This is a genomic window from Brevundimonas intermedia, from assembly GCF_004614235.1.
Lineage (GTDB): Bacteria > Pseudomonadota > Alphaproteobacteria > Caulobacterales > Caulobacteraceae > Brevundimonas > Brevundimonas intermedia_A.
Genome location: NZ_SPVH01000001.1, coordinates 77,808 through 95,193, shown reverse-complemented (window position 1 = coordinate 95,193; position 17,386 = coordinate 77,808). Strand labels below are relative to the sequence as shown.

The 17,386-nt window shown below is 66.3% G+C and carries 18 protein-coding genes; 10 read left to right on the top strand and 8 right to left on the bottom strand.

From position 1 onward, the window contains the following. The first annotated feature begins 8 nt into the window (after positions 1–8). Positions 9–3,224 carry a discoidin domain-containing protein gene (locus EGY25_RS00490; protein ID WP_135193106.1) on the top strand — a complete coding sequence of 1,072 codons (3,216 nt, stop codon included), beginning with the start codon at positions 9–11 and terminating at the stop codon, positions 3,222–3,224. 161 nt (positions 3,225–3,385) lie between these two features. On the opposite strand, the gene EGY25_RS00485 is transcribed toward EGY25_RS00490, so the two are convergent. Next, the gene (locus EGY25_RS00485; protein ID WP_135193105.1) at positions 3,386–4,474 is read right to left on the bottom strand and encodes an ABC transporter ATP-binding protein; all 1,089 of its coding nucleotides are present in this window, start codon (positions 4,472–4,474) and stop codon (positions 3,386–3,388) included. 185 nt (positions 4,475–4,659) lie between these two features. Between EGY25_RS00485 and EGY25_RS00480 the strand changes: the two genes are divergently transcribed. Then, positions 4,660–7,275 (top strand): TonB-dependent receptor domain-containing protein, encoded by a 2,616-nt coding sequence (locus EGY25_RS00480; protein WP_135193104.1) that lies wholly within the window; start codon positions 4,660–4,662, stop codon positions 7,273–7,275. Positions 7,276–7,331: 56 nt separating this feature from the next. Beyond that, positions 7,332–8,048: a hypothetical protein gene (locus EGY25_RS00475; protein ID WP_135193103.1), complete on the top strand. Its 717-nt coding sequence runs from the start codon at positions 7,332–7,334 to the stop codon at positions 8,046–8,048. A gap of 259 nt (positions 8,049–8,307) precedes the next feature. On the opposite strand, the gene EGY25_RS00470 is transcribed toward EGY25_RS00475, so the two are convergent. The 4 genes from EGY25_RS00470 to EGY25_RS00455 all read right to left on the bottom strand — a co-directional run bounded on the left by EGY25_RS00470 (position 8,308) and on the right by EGY25_RS00455 (position 10,510). After that, the gene (locus tag EGY25_RS00470; RefSeq protein ID WP_135193102.1) at positions 8,308–8,568 is read right to left on the bottom strand and encodes a hypothetical protein; all 261 of its coding nucleotides are present in this window, start codon (positions 8,566–8,568) and stop codon (positions 8,308–8,310) included. A 162-nt stretch (positions 8,569–8,730) separates the two neighbouring features. Continuing rightward, positions 8,731–9,111: an ester cyclase gene (locus EGY25_RS00465; protein WP_209307915.1), complete on the bottom strand. Its 381-nt coding sequence runs from the start codon at positions 9,109–9,111 to the stop codon at positions 8,731–8,733. 34 nt (positions 9,112–9,145) lie between these two features. Then, a complete protein-coding gene (locus EGY25_RS00460) occupies positions 9,146–9,916 on the bottom strand; it encodes an MBL fold metallo-hydrolase (protein WP_135193100.1) in 771 nt (256 codons plus the stop codon). A gap of 63 nt (positions 9,917–9,979) precedes the next feature. Further along, positions 9,980–10,510, bottom strand: a complete 531-nt coding sequence (locus EGY25_RS00455) for a TetR/AcrR family transcriptional regulator (protein WP_280643896.1) — start codon at positions 10,508–10,510, stop codon at positions 9,980–9,982. Positions 10,511–10,717: 207 nt separating this feature from the next. On the opposite strand from EGY25_RS00455, the gene EGY25_RS00450 reads away from it, so the two are divergent. Further along, entirely contained in the window at positions 10,718–11,065 is a 348-nt protein-coding gene (locus tag EGY25_RS00450; RefSeq protein WP_135193098.1) for an ArsC family reductase, read from the top strand. On the opposite strand, the gene EGY25_RS00445 is transcribed toward EGY25_RS00450, so the two are convergent. Genes EGY25_RS00445 through EGY25_RS00435 form a run of 3 tightly spaced genes read right to left on the bottom strand, consistent with a single transcriptional unit; the run spans position 11,058 to position 12,631 of the window. After that, a complete protein-coding gene (locus EGY25_RS00445; RefSeq protein ID WP_167762429.1) occupies positions 11,058–11,867 on the bottom strand; it encodes an endonuclease/exonuclease/phosphatase family protein in 810 nt (269 codons plus the stop codon). The genes EGY25_RS00450 and EGY25_RS00445 overlap by 8 nt on opposite strands. A 7-nt stretch (positions 11,868–11,874) precedes the next feature. Further along, positions 11,875–12,114, bottom strand: coding sequence for a hypothetical protein (locus tag EGY25_RS00440; RefSeq protein WP_135193096.1), 240 nt, complete (start codon positions 12,112–12,114; stop codon positions 11,875–11,877). A 19-nt stretch (positions 12,115–12,133) separates the two neighbouring features. Continuing rightward, entirely contained in the window at positions 12,134–12,631 is a 498-nt protein-coding gene (locus EGY25_RS00435) for a hypothetical protein (RefSeq protein WP_135193095.1), read from the bottom strand. A 230-nt stretch (positions 12,632–12,861) separates the two neighbouring features. Here EGY25_RS00435 and EGY25_RS00430 point away from each other — a divergent pair, with 230 nt between their 5' ends. From EGY25_RS00430 to EGY25_RS00405, 6 genes are all read left to right on the top strand, one after another. Further along, positions 12,862–13,251, top strand: coding sequence for a DUF6249 domain-containing protein (locus EGY25_RS00430; RefSeq protein WP_135193094.1), 390 nt, complete (start codon positions 12,862–12,864; stop codon positions 13,249–13,251). Between the two features lie 24 nt (positions 13,252–13,275). Continuing rightward, the gene (locus EGY25_RS00425; RefSeq protein ID WP_135193093.1) at positions 13,276–13,830 is read left to right on the top strand and encodes an RNA polymerase sigma factor; all 555 of its coding nucleotides are present in this window, start codon (positions 13,276–13,278) and stop codon (positions 13,828–13,830) included. After that, on the top strand, positions 13,820–14,221 hold the full coding sequence (locus tag EGY25_RS00420) for a hypothetical protein (protein ID WP_135193092.1): 402 nt from the start codon (positions 13,820–13,822) through the stop codon (positions 14,219–14,221). Before EGY25_RS00425 ends, EGY25_RS00420 begins: the two co-directional genes overlap by 11 nt. A 59-nt stretch (positions 14,222–14,280) precedes the next feature. Further along, positions 14,281–15,117: a 3-methyl-2-oxobutanoate hydroxymethyltransferase gene (gene panB / locus EGY25_RS00415; RefSeq protein WP_135193091.1), complete on the top strand. Its 837-nt coding sequence runs from the start codon at positions 14,281–14,283 to the stop codon at positions 15,115–15,117. 79 nt (positions 15,118–15,196) lie between these two features. Beyond that, on the top strand, positions 15,197–15,967 hold the full coding sequence (locus tag EGY25_RS00410) for a tetratricopeptide repeat protein (protein WP_135193090.1): 771 nt from the start codon (positions 15,197–15,199) through the stop codon (positions 15,965–15,967). A gap of 26 nt (positions 15,968–15,993) precedes the next feature. Then, complete coding sequence (locus EGY25_RS00405) at positions 15,994–17,373, top strand: PQQ-binding-like beta-propeller repeat protein (protein WP_135193089.1); 1,380 nt, start codon at positions 15,994–15,996, stop codon at positions 17,371–17,373. Positions 17,374–17,386 lie beyond the last annotated feature (13 nt).

Genomic DNA, 17,386 nt, shown 5'->3' with positions numbered 1-17,386 from the left:
GAGTTCGTATGCGTAACCTCCTGCTGGCCGCCGCCTCGGTCCTGACCCTCGCCTTCGCCGCGCCTGCCGTCGCGCAGGAGGCGCGCGTGCTCGACAGCATGGACGACGCGGCGCGGTGGGAGGCCAGCGCCTCGACCGACGTTCACGCCGCCGTCTCCGCCGTCGCGGGACATGACGGGCGGGCGGTGCGGCTCGACTACGACTTCGACGGCAAGGCCGGTTATGCGGTGCTCAGCCGGCCGCTGCCGTTCGACCTGCCCGACAACTACGAGATCAGTTTCTGGGTGCGCGGCGCCGGGCCGACCAACACCTTCGAGGTCAAGTTGACGGACGCCTCTGCGGACAATGTCTGGTGGAAGCAGACGGCGCGTTACGACTTCCCCGACGGCTGGAGCCGGTTCGTGATCAAACGTCGTCAGGTCTCCAAGGCCTGGGGGCCCAGTCCCGAGACGATCCTGCGTCGCGCCGAGCGCGTCGAGTTCGTCGTGGTCGCGGCCGAAGGCGGCAAGGGGGCGATCGAGATCGACCAACTGACCCTGCGCGCCCTGCCGGTCGATCCCCCGGTGCCGCCCCAGCCGGTTGCCAGCGATGGACGGTCTGAGACGACCGCCGCTAACGCCGTCGATCTGGATCCCAAGACCGCCTGGACCCCGCCGGTGGGCCAGGCCTCGGCCCTGACGCTGGACCTGGGGTATGAGCGCGAGTTCGGGGGGCTGACCCTGCGCTGGGGCGAGCGGGGTGCGGCGGCGGACTATCGGGTCTCGGCGTCGACCGATGGGCGGGACTGGCGCGAACTGGCCACGGTCCAGGGCGGCAATGGCGGCGTCGACTGGTTGCGCACGCCCGAGGCGACGGCGCGCTGGCTGAAGCTGGAGCCGTTGAAGCCCGTTCCGACGCCGGACGTGGTCGGTTCGTCCGGCGCTGGCCAGCGGCTGGGCGCGACCCAGGCGGCGACCTATGCGCTGAACGAGATCGAGGTCGAACCCCTGGCCTTCGGCGCCGACGCCACGGTGTTCCTAGAGGCGGTGGCCAAGGAGAACCGGCGTGGCCTCTATCCGCGTGGGTTCTCCGGCGAGCAATCCTACTGGACCCTGGTCGGGGTCGATGGGGGCGGGGAGAGCGGCCTGATCGGCGAGGACGGCGCCATCGAATTGCGGCGAGCCGGACCCAGCATCGAGCCCTTTATCGTCGACAACGGGCGTCTGATCACCTGGGCCGACGTCAGTATCGAACAGGGGCTGAAGGACGACGACCTGCCGATCCCGTCGGTGACCTGGACCGCCGATGACTGGACGCTGAAGATCACCAGCTTCGCCGACGGTCAGGCCGATCAGGCGCAGCTGTGGGGGCGTTACGACCTGACCAACACCTCCACCCGACCGCGCACCCTGACCCTGGCCCTTGCCGCCCGGCCGATGCAGGTGAATGCGCCACGCCAGTTCCTGGCCATCCCCGGCGGCGTCAGCCCGGTCGAGAAAATCGCTTGGGACGGCGCCGAACTGGCGTTGAACGACCCGGTTCGGGTGCAGCCGCTGGCGACGCCGGATCAGGTCGCGCTCGCGACTTTCGATGCAGGCAGCGATCCTCAGTCCCTGATCCTGCCGTCCGCGCGGCGACCGGCCGTCGAAGCCCTGACGACGATGGACGCGACCGGCCTGGCTGCCGGCGCCTTGACCTATGATCTGACCTTGCAACCGGGCGAGACGCGCACGGTCGGTTGGGTGTCGCAATTGTCCGGCGAGGATCTGGCGCCCGAGCCGGTGGGGCAGGCGGCCGCGGTTCTGGATACGGTCGAGACACGGCTGGCCGCCGAATGGCGCGAGAAGCTGGACCGGGTCGAACTGACCCTGCCGCCCGCCGCCCAGCGGATCGAGGACGCGTTGAAGTCTTCGCTGGCCCATATGCTGATGTCGCGTCAGGGGCCGATTCTTCAGCCCGGCACCCGCAGCTACAACCGCTCCTGGATCCGCGACGGGGCGATGATGGCCGAGGGGCTGAACCGACTGGGCATGGCCGAGCATTCCGCCGACTATCTGCGCTGGTACGCCCCCTATGTGTTCGAGAACGGCAAGGTGCCGTGCTGCGTCGATGCGAGGGGCGCCGACCCCGTGCCCGAGAACGACAGCCATGGCGAGTTCGTCTTCCTGGCCGCCGAGACCTATCGCTACACCCGCGACGAGGCTCTGCTGCGTCAGGTCTGGCCCCAGGTGCAGAAGGCCATCGCCTATATGGACGACCTTCGCGCCTCGACCCGGACGGTGGCGTTCCAGGCGCCGGACCAGCGGCATCTGTACGGTCTGCTGCCGCCGACGATCAGCCACGAGGGGTATTCGGACAAGGCGGCCTATTCCTACTGGGACGATTTCTGGGGCCTGCTGGGCTACAAGGACGCGGTCTTCATCGCGCAGACCTTGGGCGATGCAGACGCCGCCGCTCGCTACGCCCAGGCGCGCGACCAGTTCGCCGCCGATATCCGCGCGTCGATCACGGCGACGGCGCAGCATCATGGGATCGACTGGATCGCCGGCGCCGCCGACCGGGGCGATTTCGACGCCACCTCGACCACCATCGCCCTGTCGCCGGCGGGCGAGCAGGATAATCTTCCGCCCGAGTTGATGGCGCGAACCTTCGACCGTTATTGGGAAAACTTCCAAAACCGGCTGACCAATCGCACGGCGTGGAAGGACTATACCCCCTACGAATGGCGGCTGGTCGGCGCCTATGTGCGACTTGGTCAGAAGGATCGGGCCCTGGAGGTGCTGGACTTCCTGATGGCCGACCGCCGGCCCGAGGCCTGGAACGGCTGGGCCGAAGTCGTGGGGCGCGACAAGCGCGAGCCCCGCTTCATCGGCGACATGCCGCACGCCTGGATCAGCTCCGACTATATCCGCTCGGCGCTGGACCTGTTCGCCTACGAACGGGACCGCGACCACGCCCTGGTGCTGGCGGCGGGCGTGCCGGAGGCCTGGCTGGATACGGCCGAGGGCGTCGGGGTGCGGGATTTGCGCACCGCCTATGGGCCGTTGACCTATGGCTACCGCAAGGAACGGCAGGGGTATGTGCTGACCCTGGGCGACGGAGCGACGCCGCCGGGCGGGTTCGTCCTGCAATGGCCGGCGGGGCAGGAGCGGCCGGAACGGGTGCGGATCGACGGCCGCGCGGCGACGTGGACGGGCGACGAACTGGTCATTCCGGCAGGGGCGCGGCGGGTGGAGTTGCGCTGACTATCGATCTCCCTTCTCCCATTGGGAGAAGGTGGCCCGCAGGGCCGGATGAGGGGTTACGGTGTCAATCGCGTCGCACAACGTAACCCCTCACCCTTTCGCACAAGGACGACGGCTAGCGCCGCCGTGTGCTCAAGCCCTCTCCCTATGGGAGAGGGTGGTCAGAGTCGGGTAAACGCCTTGCCGCTCGCGGCGAACAGATGCGCCTGTCGGCCGGGGACGTGAAGCGTCAATCCCTCGCCGGCTTTGGCCCTGAGTTCGCCTGCCAACTGAACCGTCAGCGTGTCTTGCGACGCCGGATGTGTCAGGTGCGCCATGGTCGTGGCGCCCAGGGTTTCCACGAACATGACCTCGGCTTTCACTGCGTCGCCGTCGCCGGTCGTGCTCAGGTGTTCGGGGCGGACGCCCAGGGTCACGGCGTCGCCGGCCTTGGCGGTCGCGGCGTCCACGGAGACGTGGATCGTCTCGCCAGCGGATGTCTTCAGCGTCGCACCCGTCGCCGAAGCCTCGACGATTTCAGCGGCCAGCAGGTTCATCTTGGGGCTGCCGATGAAGCCGGCGACGAACAGGTTGGCGGGGTGGTCGTACAGATCCATCGGCGCCCCGACCTGTTCGATCCGCCCGCCGTTCAGCACCACGATCCGGTCGGCCAGGGTCATGGCCTCGACCTGGTCGTGGGTGACGTAGATCATGGTGGTCTTCAGTTCGGCATGCAGCCGCGCGAACTCGTAGCGCATCCGCACCCGCAGGGCGGCGTCCAGGTTGGACAGGGGTTCGTCGAACAGGAAGACCTCGGGTTCGCGCACGATGGCGCGGCCGATGGCGACGCGCTGGCGCTGGCCGCCCGACATGGCCTTGGGCTTGCGATCAAGATAATCGGTGATGCTGAGCGCCTCGGCGGCGGCGCGGACGCGGCGGTCGATCTCGCCCTTTTCCGTCTTGGCCAGCTTCAGGCCGAAAGCCATGTTCTCATAGGCCGTCATGTGCGGGTAAAGCGCATAGGACTGGAACACCATGGCGATGCCCCGGTCCGACGGCGACAGGTCGTTGACCACGCGGTCGCCGATGGAGACCTGGCCCGTCGTCGCCTCTTCCAGCCCGGCGATAGTGCGCAGCAGGGTGGACTTGCCGCAGCCCGAGGGGCCGACGAAGACGATGAACTCGCCGTCGGCGATCTCCAGATCGACGCCCTTCAGCACCTCGACGGCGCCGAACGCCTTCTTCACGTCGACCAGACGGACGTTCGCCATGCTTCCTGCTTTCCTTGGACCCTTCGTTGGGCCGTTTCTGTTTTGCTGCACCGTAACCGGTTACATCGCGGGATCAATGGCGCGAGACGTCTCAGTCGAAATCGAATTTGCAAAACTGCAAAATTGCTCTTTCGCAAAGCCTTGACGCTGGCTAGAAGCCCGCCACTGATCGCGGGGAGCATGAGATGACGCAGCGCAAATTTCTGATGGCGACGGCTTCGGTCGCGTGGCTGGCGGCCTCGGTCGTCCAGGCGCAGGACGCGTCACAGGTCGAGGACATCGTCGTCACTGGCTCGCGGATTGCGGGCGGGGACCGGATCGCGCCGGTCGAGACGGTGGAACGCCAGGCGATCACCGCTGCCGGGATCGCAGACGCGTCGCAACTGGTCCGCCTGGTCACCGCCAACTCGGGCTCGGAAGCCCAGGTGGATCAACTGAACCAGCCGCAGAGCTCTGGCACGGCCCAGTTCAACCTACGCAATCTGGGTCTCGGTTCGACACTGGTGCTGGTCGATGGTCAGCGCTGGACCAACAGCGCCATGGTCGCGACGGACGGTTCGGGCTTCGTCGATATCAACTCGCTCGTGCCGATGATCGCTCTGCAAAGGGTCGAGGTGGTCAAGGACGGCTCCTCGGCCGTCTATGGCTCGGACGCGGTGGCGGGCGTGGTCAACTTCATCACGCGTCGCGATGTCGCCCGGCCCGAGATCAGCGCCAAATACGCCGTCGCCGACGGGTCGGAAGAGAGCGTGATCGAGGCCATTGGCGGGCTGAAACTGCTGGGCGGCGACCTGACGCTGGCGGTCTCGCATTTCCATCGGTCGGCCCTGGGATCGGACGAGCGAGACTTCACCCAGGCCGAACGCTATGGCCGCGCGGCCTGGACCGCCGTGACCAGCTACGGCCAGCCGGGTTCCTATTTCCGGCCCAGCCGCAACGGGTTCTCGCCGGATCCGGCGTGCGGCAATCCGGCCTTCGCCAGCGCCTATCTGAACGCGCCGACGGATGCGTTCTGCCGGCTGGACTATTCCGACTTCTTCGACCTGACTCCGGAGGAGACGCGGACGCAAGCGTTCGCCGACTATCGTCGGCCGGTGGGCGACATGACCCTGTCGCTGCAAGCGGCCTGGTCGGCGACGAACACCATCGCGCGCCAGTCGCCGTCGCTGCCGATCCTGGCGCAGTCGCTGACGGTTCCGGCGTCGCATCCCGACAATCCGTTCGGCGAAGCGGTGCTGTTCCGGGGGCGTCTGCTGGGCGCGGAGGCAGGGGCGTCGCAGGCCGAGTTCGACTATCGCACCTGGCGCATCGCCGGTGGCCTGGACGGGCGGTTTTCCAACGGCTGGAGCTGGAACTTGAGCGCGACCAGCAGCCGTCAGCACGTCGCCTACGACAAGCCCGACACCATCGGCAGCGCCCTGCAGAACGCCCTGAACGGCCTGGGCGGAGCGGGCTGCAACCCGGCGACCGGGGCACCCGGCTTTGGGGCCTGTCAGTATTTCAATCCGTTTGGCAGCGCCTATCTGGGGACCGGCACGGCGAACAGCGCAGCGTTGATCGACAGTTTGATCGGTTCGACCGGCCTGCGCGGCGCCTCGACCCTGACAACGGCGGACGCCTCGACCAGCGGCGAGGCCTTCGCCTGGAACGGCGGATCGGTCGATGTCGCGGTCGGCGCCCAGTATCGCCGCAGCGCCTTCCGCCACGACTGGAGCGATCTGGTCAATGCGGGCGACCTGCTGACGGCGGGCGTGTCGCCCGACTTCGAGGGCGATCAGGAAGCTCTGGCCGCCTTCGCCGAGGCGCGCCTCCATCTGGGCGAACGGATCGAGGCGCAACTGGCCGGCCGCTACGAATCCTATGACGGCGACAAGGGCCGGTTCAGCCCCAAGGTGGCCATCCGCTGGGACGTCACCGACGCCCTGGCCCTGCGCGCGTCCTGGGGGCAGGGGTTCCGCGCGCCGTCGGTCTACGCCCAGTCCGGCGCCCAGGCGTCGCAGCCGTCGGTGTTCGACCGGGGCGCCTTCGTCTTCGTCAACACCCTGACCTCGGGTCGGGCCGACCTTAAGCCCGAGAAGTCCGAGAATCTCAGCCTGGGCGCGCTATGGAAGCCGATAGAAGGGCTGGAGCTGGGCCTGGACGCCTGGCGGTTCGACTATACGGACCAGGTGGTCAAGGAATCGGCGCAGGCCATCATCGATCAGGCGGCGGCGGATACGGCCGGGGGGCTGAGCGGCACGGAGGCGCAGGGCCGCATCACCCGCTCGCCCAGCGGCGCCCTGACCTTCGTCCAGCTGTATTTCATCAACGCCTCATCCATCGAGACGCAAGGGATCGACCTGTCGGCCCGCTATCGCCACGGCCTGTGGGGCGGGGAGGCCTCGGCCGCTGCGACCTGGACCTATGTGGACGCCTACGACATCCGGCTGAACGCCTCGGCGGCCCAGGTGTCTGGCGTGGGATCGACCAATCTGAACAACATCGGCCGGTCCTTGTCGCGCAATCGCGGCGAGTTCGCCGTGGGCTGGAGCGGGCGCGCGCACGCCGTGACGGCCCTGGTCCACTATACCGACGGCTACGCCAACGACCGTAGCGGGATCACGGACGCCAGCATCGCCAGCCAGACGACGGTCGATCTGCTCTACAGCCGCACCCTCGGCGCCGATCTCGATCTGGCGGTCGGAGTGGTCAATGTCGCCGACAAGGCGCCGCCGCTGGCGCAGTTCGCCCTGGGTTACGATCCGGTCGTAGCCGATCCACGCGGGCGGGTGTTCAGTGTCGGCCTGACCAAGCGGTTCTGATCCTCGCCTTGCACGGTCAACCGGGCGGTGTATGCATCCCCTCTGGGGAGAATCCGATGACCGACGGCGAGACGACGCGCAAACAGGCGATCCGGGACCTGTCGGAGGATACGCTGGGCTTCGGCGCGGCCGAGGTGCGCACGGCGCGCGACCTTCTGGTGCGGCCGCGCCTGGTGCTGCAGGCCTGGATGATCGAGGGGCCGACCGGGGGCGGGCGCTACGCCAAGCCGCTGAAGCTGTATCTGACGCTGAACGCGATCATCATGCTGATCGTCTTTCTGAAGGGCGGGTTGAGCGGCTATCTGGAGGGCATGCCGGCGGAGATGCTGAACCCCCTGTTGGCGCAGGCCGGCAAGTCGCGCGACGCCTTCATGGCGGACGCCGACGGGTGGATGTCGTTCTTGACCATACCGGTGATGGCGCCCCTTTATGCCCTGGCGGCGATGCCGCTGTTTCGGCTGTGGGACGCGGAAGACCTGGGCGTGCGGCGGGGGTTTCGGGCGTCATTCGCCTATCTGAACGCCTGGACCGTGCCGATGCTGCCGCTGTCCTGGTTCGTGTTCGGAACGGGGCCGGCCGCCCTGATCGCCAGTCTGCTGATGGCCGTGCTGGGCTTCGCCGCCTTCCTGCGCATGGGACGGGGACGGTGGTATCGCGGCGTCCTGCCGGGCGTGGGCAAGGCCCTGATCCTGTTCGCGGCCATAGGCCTGTCGGGGGCGTTGGGGACGGCCATCGTGACCGTGATCGGCGTGTTCGCCGGGTTGGCTGCCTAGGCGGACCACGCCGAAAACAGGGTGCAATCTGTGCACTTCGTCTGAAATCGCCGGCGGACGAAATTGCACTGCACCCCGAAAACGAGTGCAAAGTGCAAGACAGTGCAATTTGCTGGTGCGCTGATGCTTTCAAAGACCGGCCGGGATCATAGCGCGGTTTGAAGGGACGTCAGGTCGATTGACGCTGCTGGATGAGAAGTAACTGGAAACGCATCGGATTGGTCGCGGGCTTGGGATGGGAAGCGGCTTTATGAACCCCTCAGGCGGGCGGTTTTCCCTTTGCCGGATCGAACTGCTGAACGGCCGGGTTGATCTGCACGTTCGCGCCATGGGCGATCCGAAGCCCCGCGCTTGTCCGGTGCAGGACCAGCGACATCCGGTCCTTTGACGGCGGGACCGGCTGTTCATCCGGCGGCGTGAAGGCGCCCATGTTACAGCGCGCGGCGACGATGAGCGCGTCGTCGCCCAGGGGCACGATGCTCTCGACCTCTTCGAGGGTAAGCGGCACGCCGCGGAACATCGTCTCCAGATAAACCCGGTGCGCAGTTCGGCCTGCGCCTTACCCTGCCAGTGCATGCCTACGATGTTGACCCAGTGAATGTCGTCGGTCGCCAGGCGGTGTGGCCGAAAGGCAAAGAGCGCTCTCCCGAGTGACGAAAGGGCGCTCCTCTTGGTTTTCGGACTAACGAGTCAGTTGGGCCTTTATGTCCGCCTGGTCGAAGTGAGCCCGCTTCTCGACGATCTTGTCGTCCTGGATTGTCAACCACATGAGCAGTGAGAAGCGCAGTCGTCGTCCGGTGGGGGCGATGCCCTTCCAATCGCCCGTGTGGTCGCCTTCGAAGATCATGTAGGCCGCCACCTTGTCGTCGGTCGCGATCATGTCTTGAAGGGACATGCGCCAGTTGCTGAAGGCGTCGAAGTTCTTCGTCTCCGACGCGACAAAACCCGCCACGCCGAAGTGAGGCGTATCGACCTGATGATAGAACCTGAAATCGTCATGGCAGTACCGCGCGAGTTCGTTGAAACCGCCCCGGTTGATCTCGCCATAGAAGGCCCCGACCAACTGCTGATTGGTTCCACTGGACATTCTCGCGCCTTCAAAAAGTGTAGGACTGGTTGTCGTCCGGCACCAGAACCTGCGTCTCCAGGCGGTGCTCGCGCACGAAGGCCCGAAGCTCTGCACGGCTGAGTACGGAGTGATTGACGGTTTCGAGGTGGCTGGCGATGAGCGTCGCCGACGGGGCGGCCTCGTGGACCTGCTTGATGTCCTCGGTTCCCATAATGATCGAGCCGAGACCCGGGATCTGAGCGTCGCCCGCGTTCAGGACGACCACTTCAGGAGCGTGGGTTTTCAGGGTCGTCGCGACGTCATCGTTCCAGATGGTGTCCCCCGCGACGTAGAGCGTCTTTTCGCCAGGACTTTTGAAGACGACGCCGCAGACATCGCCGAGGACTTCATAGGCGACGGCGACGGTCTCGGGGCTGCCGTGCAGGCCGGGCGTCTTGATCAGCTCGACCGCGCCGAACCGGGCGCCGTCCTGAAGGATGCGGACATCGGTAAACCCCTGCGAGCGGATGAGGTCCGCATCCTTTTCATGCTGTGCGAACAGCGGCACATCCTTCGGCACCAGACGGATGGCCGCCTCGTCCCAGTGGTCCGGGTGGGTGTGGGTCACGATCACAGCGTCCACGTTCAGGATTTCATCCATCGGCGTCTTCAGTTCGACGCGCGGATTGCGGATGTGGCTGTTCACCGTGCCTTCGAAGCCCGGGTTGGCGTCTTTGTCGGCCAGATAGGGGTCGATCAGAAACCTCGATCCGCCGAATTCGATCAGCAGGGTGGCGTTCCGAACTTGTTTGATCTGCATGGTTTGTCTCCGTGATAATTTTGAACCATTCGGTCCAAAATGGCTAAAAAAGGGGGGCGAAACTCAGTCGAGCAAGGCCAGCAAGAGGCGAAGCGAGTCGCTGGTCCTGGACGAAGATAGTCCGGCTCGGCTCATCACCTGAAGGCCGGGGAATCCCAGTACGAGAAGCTGCGCGAGTTCACGAGCAGGTCGTGCACGGCCTATCGAGCCGTCGGCCTGACCGCGCGCCAGCGCCTGGGCCAGTCCGTCTTCGATGAGTTGAAGATCCTCCTCGACGCGACGGCGGACACCTTCATCGTAAGGCGCCAGTTCGACGGCCTGATTGATGCTCATGCAGCCGCTGCCGTGCTCAGGATCGGCTGCGTCATCGACGATCGTATGAAAGAAGGCCTCGACGCCCTGGCGCCCTGTGCCCTGCGCTAGCATCCGGCTCATGTCCTGCCTCCGTTTGAGACGGTAGGCGTCAAAGGCCGCTAGCATCAGGTCGTGTTTGCTGCCGAACGCGCTGTAGAGACTGCTCTTGCTCAGTCCGGTGGCGTCCAGAAGGTCCGACATCGATGTCGCCTCATACCCCTTGCGCCAGAACAGGCGCATCGCGGCGTGAAGAACAGCGTCTGTTGTGAATTCTTGAGGGCGAGCCATCGTCTGAATGTTTGCCGGAGAGGAGTAATGACCTCTTGTAGTCGTTACGGACCGTTTGGTCCAGAATAAAATTCTTGCACAGACACGGCGCAGGGCAAGACTGCTTAGGGTCGAAATCGGTTATGAACCTTCCCGCCCAAACCGACAGACGAGACACCCATGACCTACACCCTCTACGGCATTCCCAACTGCGACACGGTCAAGAAGGCGCGGGTCTGGCTGGAGCATAACGGGGTCGAGTATGTCTTCCATGACTACAAGAAGGCCGGGGTCGATGCGGGGCAGTTGGGGCTGTGGATCGACGAGCATGGGTGGGAGACGGTGCTGAACCGGACCGGGACGACGTTCAAGAAACTGCCGGATGCGGACAAGGCGGACATCGACAAGACCAAGGCGATCGCGCTGATGCTGGCGCAGCCGTCGATGATCAAGCGGCCGGTGCTGGACCTGGGGGATCGGCGGCTGGTGGGGTTCAAGCCCGAGGTTTACGCCGCCGCGCTTACCTGAGCCGGACGGTCGCGGCGACGCCGAAGTGGTCGGAGGGGTATTCGCCGTTCGTGGGCGTGTCGCCGAAGATGTGGGCCTCGACGGGGGCGAAGAACTCCGGCTCGACGAAGATGTGGTCGATGACGCGGTTCGGGTGACCCTTGGCCGGGTTCAGGGTGGTGGCGACCGAACCACGGGGCAGGGCGCTCAGGAAGCGCGGGCCGGTCAGGGTCGCCAGGCCTGTGACCTCCAAGGGCGCATTGAAGTCGCCCATGACGATCAGGGGTACGCCCTCCTGCGGCAGCCAGCTGAGCAGGGACGAGATCTGACGCGCGCGCACCGGGCCGGCGTCGGGCTGCCAGGCCAGATGGGTGACGACCACATCCACCGGGCGTCCTTGAACCGAAACGCGGAGACGGAGCGCAGTGCGGAAATCATCCAGCGGCTCCAGCTTGATGGAGTCTTCGGCCAGAACCGGGAGGCGGGTGAGCAGGGCGTTGCCGTATCGGCGCGGCGCCCCCTCGGGATCGGTCGAGACGAAGGCGACGTGATAGCCGCCCAGCTCGCGCGCCAGCATTCGGGCCTGGTTCCCCAGCCCGACGTTCGCATCCTCCAGCACTTCCTGTAGGGCGATGACGTCGGCGTCCTGGGCCTTGAGCGCCGCGATCAGCAGCGGCCGACGGGCGGTCCAGTCGCCGAGATTGTGCCAGATGTTGAAGGTGACGAGCCGGAGCCCGGCGGCCGGGCGCGCCGCCGGGATGGCAGCACAGGCCGCCAGCGGCGCGAACGCTGCGGCGGCCAGAAGGGTGCGACGCCCAATCACGCCGTGTTCAGCCCTCGACGTCCGTGATGGGGCGGTCATGGCCGTCGGCGCGCTCGGTCACCCACGTACCGTCTGCTGTCGCATATTCGATGGAGGCGGTCTCGTCCGGCACGCGCTGCTCGCGCGAGACGCGGACGGCGGCGGCCTTGGCGTCGTCATGGGTGGCGAAGGTCTCGGAATAGGTCCCGCCGGACATATAGGCCCAGCCGCCGTCGTGTTCGACGATGCGATAGGTGACATGGGCCATGGGGTCTCTCCGTTGAAGTTCAGGCAGCAACCGTAGCCCGAACCGGCCGCCGCAGGAACAGCAGTTGCAGCGTCACCCCCACGATCAGAATGACGACGAGCGATAGCTGGAACGCCACGACCAGAGGATCCTCGGGACTGTCGGCGATCGGTTGGCCGGCCGGCAGTCGTGTCATGACCTCCGTCACGCTGGGCAGGAACAGGGTGAAGACCGCGACGCTGAGCGATACCGTCTGAATCCACCAGCGATGCCGGGCCAGCGGCGTGACGAAGCCGATGGTCGAGCCGACGACCAGCGAGCCCAGGCTGAGGATAGAGATGGCGACGCCGGGCAGGCTCTTGATCACCAGAACACCGGACAAGGCCCCGATGAACATGAAGCCGAGGAAGATCTTGGAGATCATCTTCTCGGGCGGGATGCGGCCGTATCGGATGAGGAGATAGAGGGCCAACGGCACGGCGGGCAGGCTGCCCAGGGTGTGAAACCAGCCCAGGGCGGAGAGTTGGGGAAGCAGCATCGCGACCTCGCGTGAACGGGATTGAACCAGATACGCCAGCGAACTGATCTCGACGGTCCGCCTAAAGGCTCAGCTTGTCCAGCGGCGTCGGCCGATCTCCGGAAATCTTGATCCGGCGACCTTACGAAGATTTCACGTAAGGCGGCGCATCCGTGGGCGCACCCTGCAGCCTCTTGTGATCAGAAGGCCGCCGCATCAGGCTGCTGCAGGATCACAGAAGAGATTACCCCATGACCCCCGTCTTCGTCGTTTTCATCGTTTTCGCCTCCATCGTCGCCGTCGTTATCGGCCCGTCGTTCCTTAAGAACCGAGAGCGTCGCGAGATGCAGCTGACCGTTCGTCACGCCGTGGACAAGGGTCAGACTCTGCCGGCCGAACTGATCGACGCCATGACCAAGGACGTGCAGAAGGGACTGCCGTCGCGGACCAAGGATATGCGAAAGGGCGTCCTAAGCCTGGCGGGCGGGATCGGCGTCGGCGCCTTCGGGGTGCTGAGCGATCTGGGCGGCAACCAATGGAACGGCGGCATGGCCAATCCCTTGCTGGGCATCGCCTGCATCCCCATCGCCATCGGCATCGCTTTCATCATCCTGGGCTTCTTCAACCCGAACAAAGACTGACGTCCGCCGGAAGGGGGAAACGTCATGGTCAAGACACTCAGAGACTTTCACGATGTCGAGCTGGCCGCCCAGGCGGCGGCCGGCGGACGGCGCGAGTATGGCGAACTGGTCCGTCGGCACGGGTCGGCGGTGCGGGGGCTGCTGCGCCGGATGGGGGCCACGCCGTCCCTGTCCGACGATGTGGCGCAGGACGCCTTCCTGCAAGGGTTCCAGCGTTGCTCGGAGTTTCGCGGGCAGGGGACTTTTGCGGGCTGGATCAAGAAGATCGCCGCGCGGCTGTATCTGAAGCGGGTCGCCAAGGAGGCCCGCTATGTCGCCGAGGTCGAGACGGATCAGGCGGATGTCGTGGTCGATCGCGGGGGCCTGATGGATCTGGACGATGCGCTGAAGACGCTCAACGAAACCGAGCGGGTGTGCGTGTCCCTGTGCCACGGCGCGGGGATGTCCCATCCCGAAATCGCGGCGGCCATGAATTTGCCGCTCGGAACGGTGAAATCCCATGTCAAACGTGGTCTGGATAAACTTCGCGCGCGGCTTCAACCGGCGCAGGGCGACGGGAGGTCGATCCATGTCGGCTGATGAATTCGATCCGATGATCGAGCGGCTGTTCGCGCAAAGTCCGCGACTGGCCGACGAGGCCCTGTTTTTGGCGACGCTGCAGGCGCGGATGGAGAAGCAGTCGCGCTGGCGCGTGCTGGCCCTGACGGCGGCCGGGCTGGTCGGCGGCGCGCTGGCGATTCGCGAGGGTCTGAGCGTGAACTTCGCCCCTGGCGGCGAGACGACCCTGGACCAGGGAATTCGCGCGGCGGCGGCGACGGCGCAGGGCGCGGCCCAGTCGGGACTGGACAGCCTGGGTGTCGGCTCGGTCGATCTGTCCAGCGGCACGGGCGTTCTGGCCTTCTGGATCGTGGCCGGGGCCATGGCTGCGGTGTTGGCGGCGGGGGCGGCGCGGTTGTCGCAGGACGTCTGAAGGTGACTTCGCCGGCGGGCAAGCCTATCTGAACCGCGTTCAGACAGGAGGCTCGCCGGATGTCCATTCAAACGCAGGAGACCGTGAAGCGGATCTCCGTTCCCGATATCGCCGGTCGCAAGGGCGGCGAGCCGATCGTCTGCCTGACCGCCTATGATGCGCCGATGGCGGCGTTGCTGGACCCGCACTGCGATGTGCTGCTGGTTGGCGACAGCCTGGGGATGGCGGTTCACGGCCTGCCCAATACGGTGGGCGTCACCCTGGAGATGATGATCCTGCACGGGCAGGCGGTCATGCGGGGCGCCAAGCGGGCCATGGTGGTCGTGGACATGCCGTTCGGCTCGTACGAGGGCGGCAAGGAGGTCGCCTACGCCAACTGTGTGCGGGTGATGCAGGAAACGGGCGCCCAGGCGGTGAAGCTGGAGACCAGCATCGAACTGGCCGAGATCGTCGAGTTCCTGGTCAAGCGCGGCATACCGGTCATGGGCCACGTGGGCCTGCGTCCCCAGGCGATCCTGGCCGAGGGCGGGTTCAAGGCCAAGGGGCGCACCGATTACGAGCGTGAACGGGTGATGGCCGAGGCCAAGGCCACGGCAGAGGCGGGCGCCTTCTGCATCGTCATCGAGGGCGTCGCCGAATCGCTGGCGCGCGAAATCACCGAGACCATCGACACGCCGACCATCGGCATCGGCGCATCGGCCGCCTGCGACGGTCAGGTGCTGGTGATCAACGACATGCTGGGCATGTTCGACTGGACCCCGCGGTTCGTGCGCAAATACGCCGATCTGCGCACAGAGATCGACCGCGCGGCCGCCGCTTTCGCCGCCGATGTGAAAACCCGCCGTTTTCCTGCCGAAGTCGAGACCTACTTCTCGAAAAAGCCGGCTTCGCAGTAACGGACGACGTTGCGGGCGGGGAGCCGACCTTCTAGGGTCCGCGCCGGTTTGCATTTCGCGATTTTGGGGCGACGTTTCAGTGGTTGATGTCTTCGAGCAGGTCGAGGAGGAGCTTCGCTCCGAAAAGGTGAAGCGCCTGGCCAAGACCTGGCTGCCCGTTTTCGGCGTGGTGCTGGTGGTCGCCCTGATCGGCGCATTGGGCTGGTGGGGCTGGGACAGCCTCAACACGAACAAGGCCGGCAAGGGCGCAGAGGCCTATGATCGCGGCATGGAGGCCCTGCGGGCCGACAAGCCGATGGACGCCCGCGCCGCCTTCGAGGAAGCGGTCAAGGAAGGCAATGGCGCCTACAAGGTCATGGCCTTGCAACAGCAGGCCGGCCTGGCCGTCAGCGCCAACAAGTTCCCCGACGCCGTCCGCCTGTTCGACGAAGCCGCCAAGGCCTCCAGCGATCCGCTGCTGTCGGATCCGCCCGCGCTCAAGGCCGCCTTCCTGATCATGGACACCGCGCCCCTGGCCGATATCGAGGCCCGCCTGACGCCGCTGGCCGAAGACGACCGTCCGCTGCACGCCTTCGCCCAGGAAGCCCTGGCCCTGGCGCGCCTCCAGCACGGCAAGACCAAGGAGGCCCGCGAGGCCTTCGTCCTGCTGCAACTCGGTCAGGACGTGCCGGATACGGTGCGTCAGCGCGCCCAGATCGCGGTGGAATCCATCGACGCCGGCACCGCAGGCGCGATCAAGCCTATCATCGACGCCGCCGCCAAGGCCACGCCGCCCGCCGCCGGCGCCGCGAATGCGATGACCCCTTCGGCGCCCGCAGCGGCTCCTGCCGCCGCCCCGGCCGCCCAATAGTGACGACCCCTTACAGGACGCCCCAGATGAACCGAGTTCTGAAAGTCGCGCTGATCTGCGGCGTCGCCGCGACGGTCGCGTCCTGCGGCACCGTGCGCCGCAACCTGCCGTTTGGCCTGGGCGGCGAGGAGGAGGCGGGGGCGACCGCATCGGCCGGCCAGCGGATTTCGGTGCTGGAGTTCGAACAGACGCTGACCCCGTCGGCCGCCCTGTCAGGCCGAGACTTCTTCCTGCCCGGACCCCAGGCGATCACGGCCTGGACCCAGCCGGGCGGAACCTCCGAAAACCTGGTCGAACACGTCATCGCCGCCCCGAACTTCCAGATCGCCTGGAAGCGCAACATCGGCGAGGGCTCGGCCCACGTCGGCAACGTCATGGCGCCCATCGTGGCCGCCGACGGCAAGATCTTCGTGCTGGACGGCGAATCAACCGTTTCGGCCGTGTCGGCCGACACCGGCGAAGTCCTGTGGAAGGCCAACGTCAAGAACGACGAGCGTGACCGCAACGGCGGCTTCGGCGGCGGCGTCGCCGTGGGCGGCGGCAAGGTGTTCGTCTCCTCGGGCTATCGTTCGATGTCGGCGCTGGACGCCAACACCGGCGCGGTGGTCTGGACCCAGCAGGTGGATGCCCCGATCCACGGCGCCCCGACCGTGTCGGGCAACCGCGTCTTCGTGGTCGATGTGGACAGCCAGTTGTTCGCCTTCGACGCTGCGACGGGCGCCCAGGACTGGACCTATCGCGGCATCGCCGAGCCGGCGCGCGTCATGCGCGCCTCCAGCCCGGCCGTCAGCGGCAACACCGTCGTCGCGCCCTTCGCCTCGGGCCAACTGGTCGCCCTCAGCGCCCTGAACGGTCAGGCCGTGTGGGAAGAAACCCTGTCGCGCACCAGCCGCACCAGCGCCCTGTCGGAAGTTCGCGACGTCGCGGGCCGTCCGGTCATCAGCCGCGGCATGGTCTATGGCGTCAGCCACTCCGGCGTGCTGTCGGCGCTGGACCTGCGTTCGGGCCAACCCAAGTGGCAGCTGCCGGTGACGGGTGTGAACGCGCCGCTGCCAGTCGGTGATGCCGTCTTCGTGGTGTCCAAGTCGGGTCAGCTGATCACCGTCAACCGCGATACGGGTCAGATTTATTGGACGCGCGAGCTGAACGAAGGACGCATCCGCAAGGAAGGCGGCTTCTTCGGCTTCTTCGACCGCGAACTGACGCCGCAATGGTCGGGTCCGCTGCTGGCCTCCAACCGCCTGGTGATGGTCAATTCGTTCGGCGAGGCTGTGGCCTTCGATCCCAAGACCGGCGTGGCGCAGACGACCCTGAAGCTGGGCGCGCCCGCCTATATCGCGCCTGCCGCCTACAACGGCGCCCTGTACGTGCTGACCGATAACGGTCAGCTGATCTGCATCCGCTGATTTTCAGCCCGAA

What these genes read in the sequence shown, in the direction of transcription:
- EGY25_RS00490 (WP_135193106.1), top strand. Translation starts at nt 9, where the DNA reads ATGCGTAACCTCCTGCTGGCCGCCGCCTCGGTCCTGACCCTCGCCTTC.
- EGY25_RS00485 (WP_135193105.1), bottom strand. Translation starts at nt 4,474, where the DNA reads ATGGCGAACGTCCGTCTGGTCGACGTGAAGAAGGCGTTCGGCGCCGTC.
- EGY25_RS00480 (WP_135193104.1), top strand. Translation starts at nt 4,660, where the DNA reads ATGACGCAGCGCAAATTTCTGATGGCGACGGCTTCGGTCGCGTGGCTG.
- EGY25_RS00475 (WP_135193103.1), top strand. Translation starts at nt 7,332, where the DNA reads ATGACCGACGGCGAGACGACGCGCAAACAGGCGATCCGGGACCTGTCG.
- EGY25_RS00470 (WP_135193102.1), bottom strand. Translation starts at nt 8,568, where the DNA reads ATGTTCCGCGGCGTGCCGCTTACCCTCGAAGAGGTCGAGAGCATCGTG.
- EGY25_RS00460 (WP_135193100.1), bottom strand. Translation starts at nt 9,916, where the DNA reads ATGCAGATCAAACAAGTTCGGAACGCCACCCTGCTGATCGAATTCGGC.
- EGY25_RS00455 (WP_280643896.1), bottom strand. Translation starts at nt 10,510, where the DNA reads ATGCGCCTGTTCTGGCGCAAGGGGTATGAGGCGACATCGATGTCGGAC.
- EGY25_RS00450 (WP_135193098.1), top strand. Translation starts at nt 10,718, where the DNA reads ATGACCTACACCCTCTACGGCATTCCCAACTGCGACACGGTCAAGAAG.
- EGY25_RS00440 (WP_135193096.1), bottom strand. Translation starts at nt 12,114, where the DNA reads ATGGCCCATGTCACCTATCGCATCGTCGAACACGACGGCGGCTGGGCC.
- EGY25_RS00435 (WP_135193095.1), bottom strand. Translation starts at nt 12,631, where the DNA reads ATGCTGCTTCCCCAACTCTCCGCCCTGGGCTGGTTTCACACCCTGGGC.
- EGY25_RS00430 (WP_135193094.1), top strand. Translation starts at nt 12,862, where the DNA reads ATGACCCCCGTCTTCGTCGTTTTCATCGTTTTCGCCTCCATCGTCGCC.
- EGY25_RS00425 (WP_135193093.1), top strand. Translation starts at nt 13,276, where the DNA reads ATGGTCAAGACACTCAGAGACTTTCACGATGTCGAGCTGGCCGCCCAG.
- EGY25_RS00420 (WP_135193092.1), top strand. Translation starts at nt 13,820, where the DNA reads ATGTCGGCTGATGAATTCGATCCGATGATCGAGCGGCTGTTCGCGCAA.
- panB (WP_135193091.1), top strand. Translation starts at nt 14,281, where the DNA reads ATGTCCATTCAAACGCAGGAGACCGTGAAGCGGATCTCCGTTCCCGAT.
- EGY25_RS00405 (WP_135193089.1), top strand. Translation starts at nt 15,994, where the DNA reads ATGAACCGAGTTCTGAAAGTCGCGCTGATCTGCGGCGTCGCCGCGACG.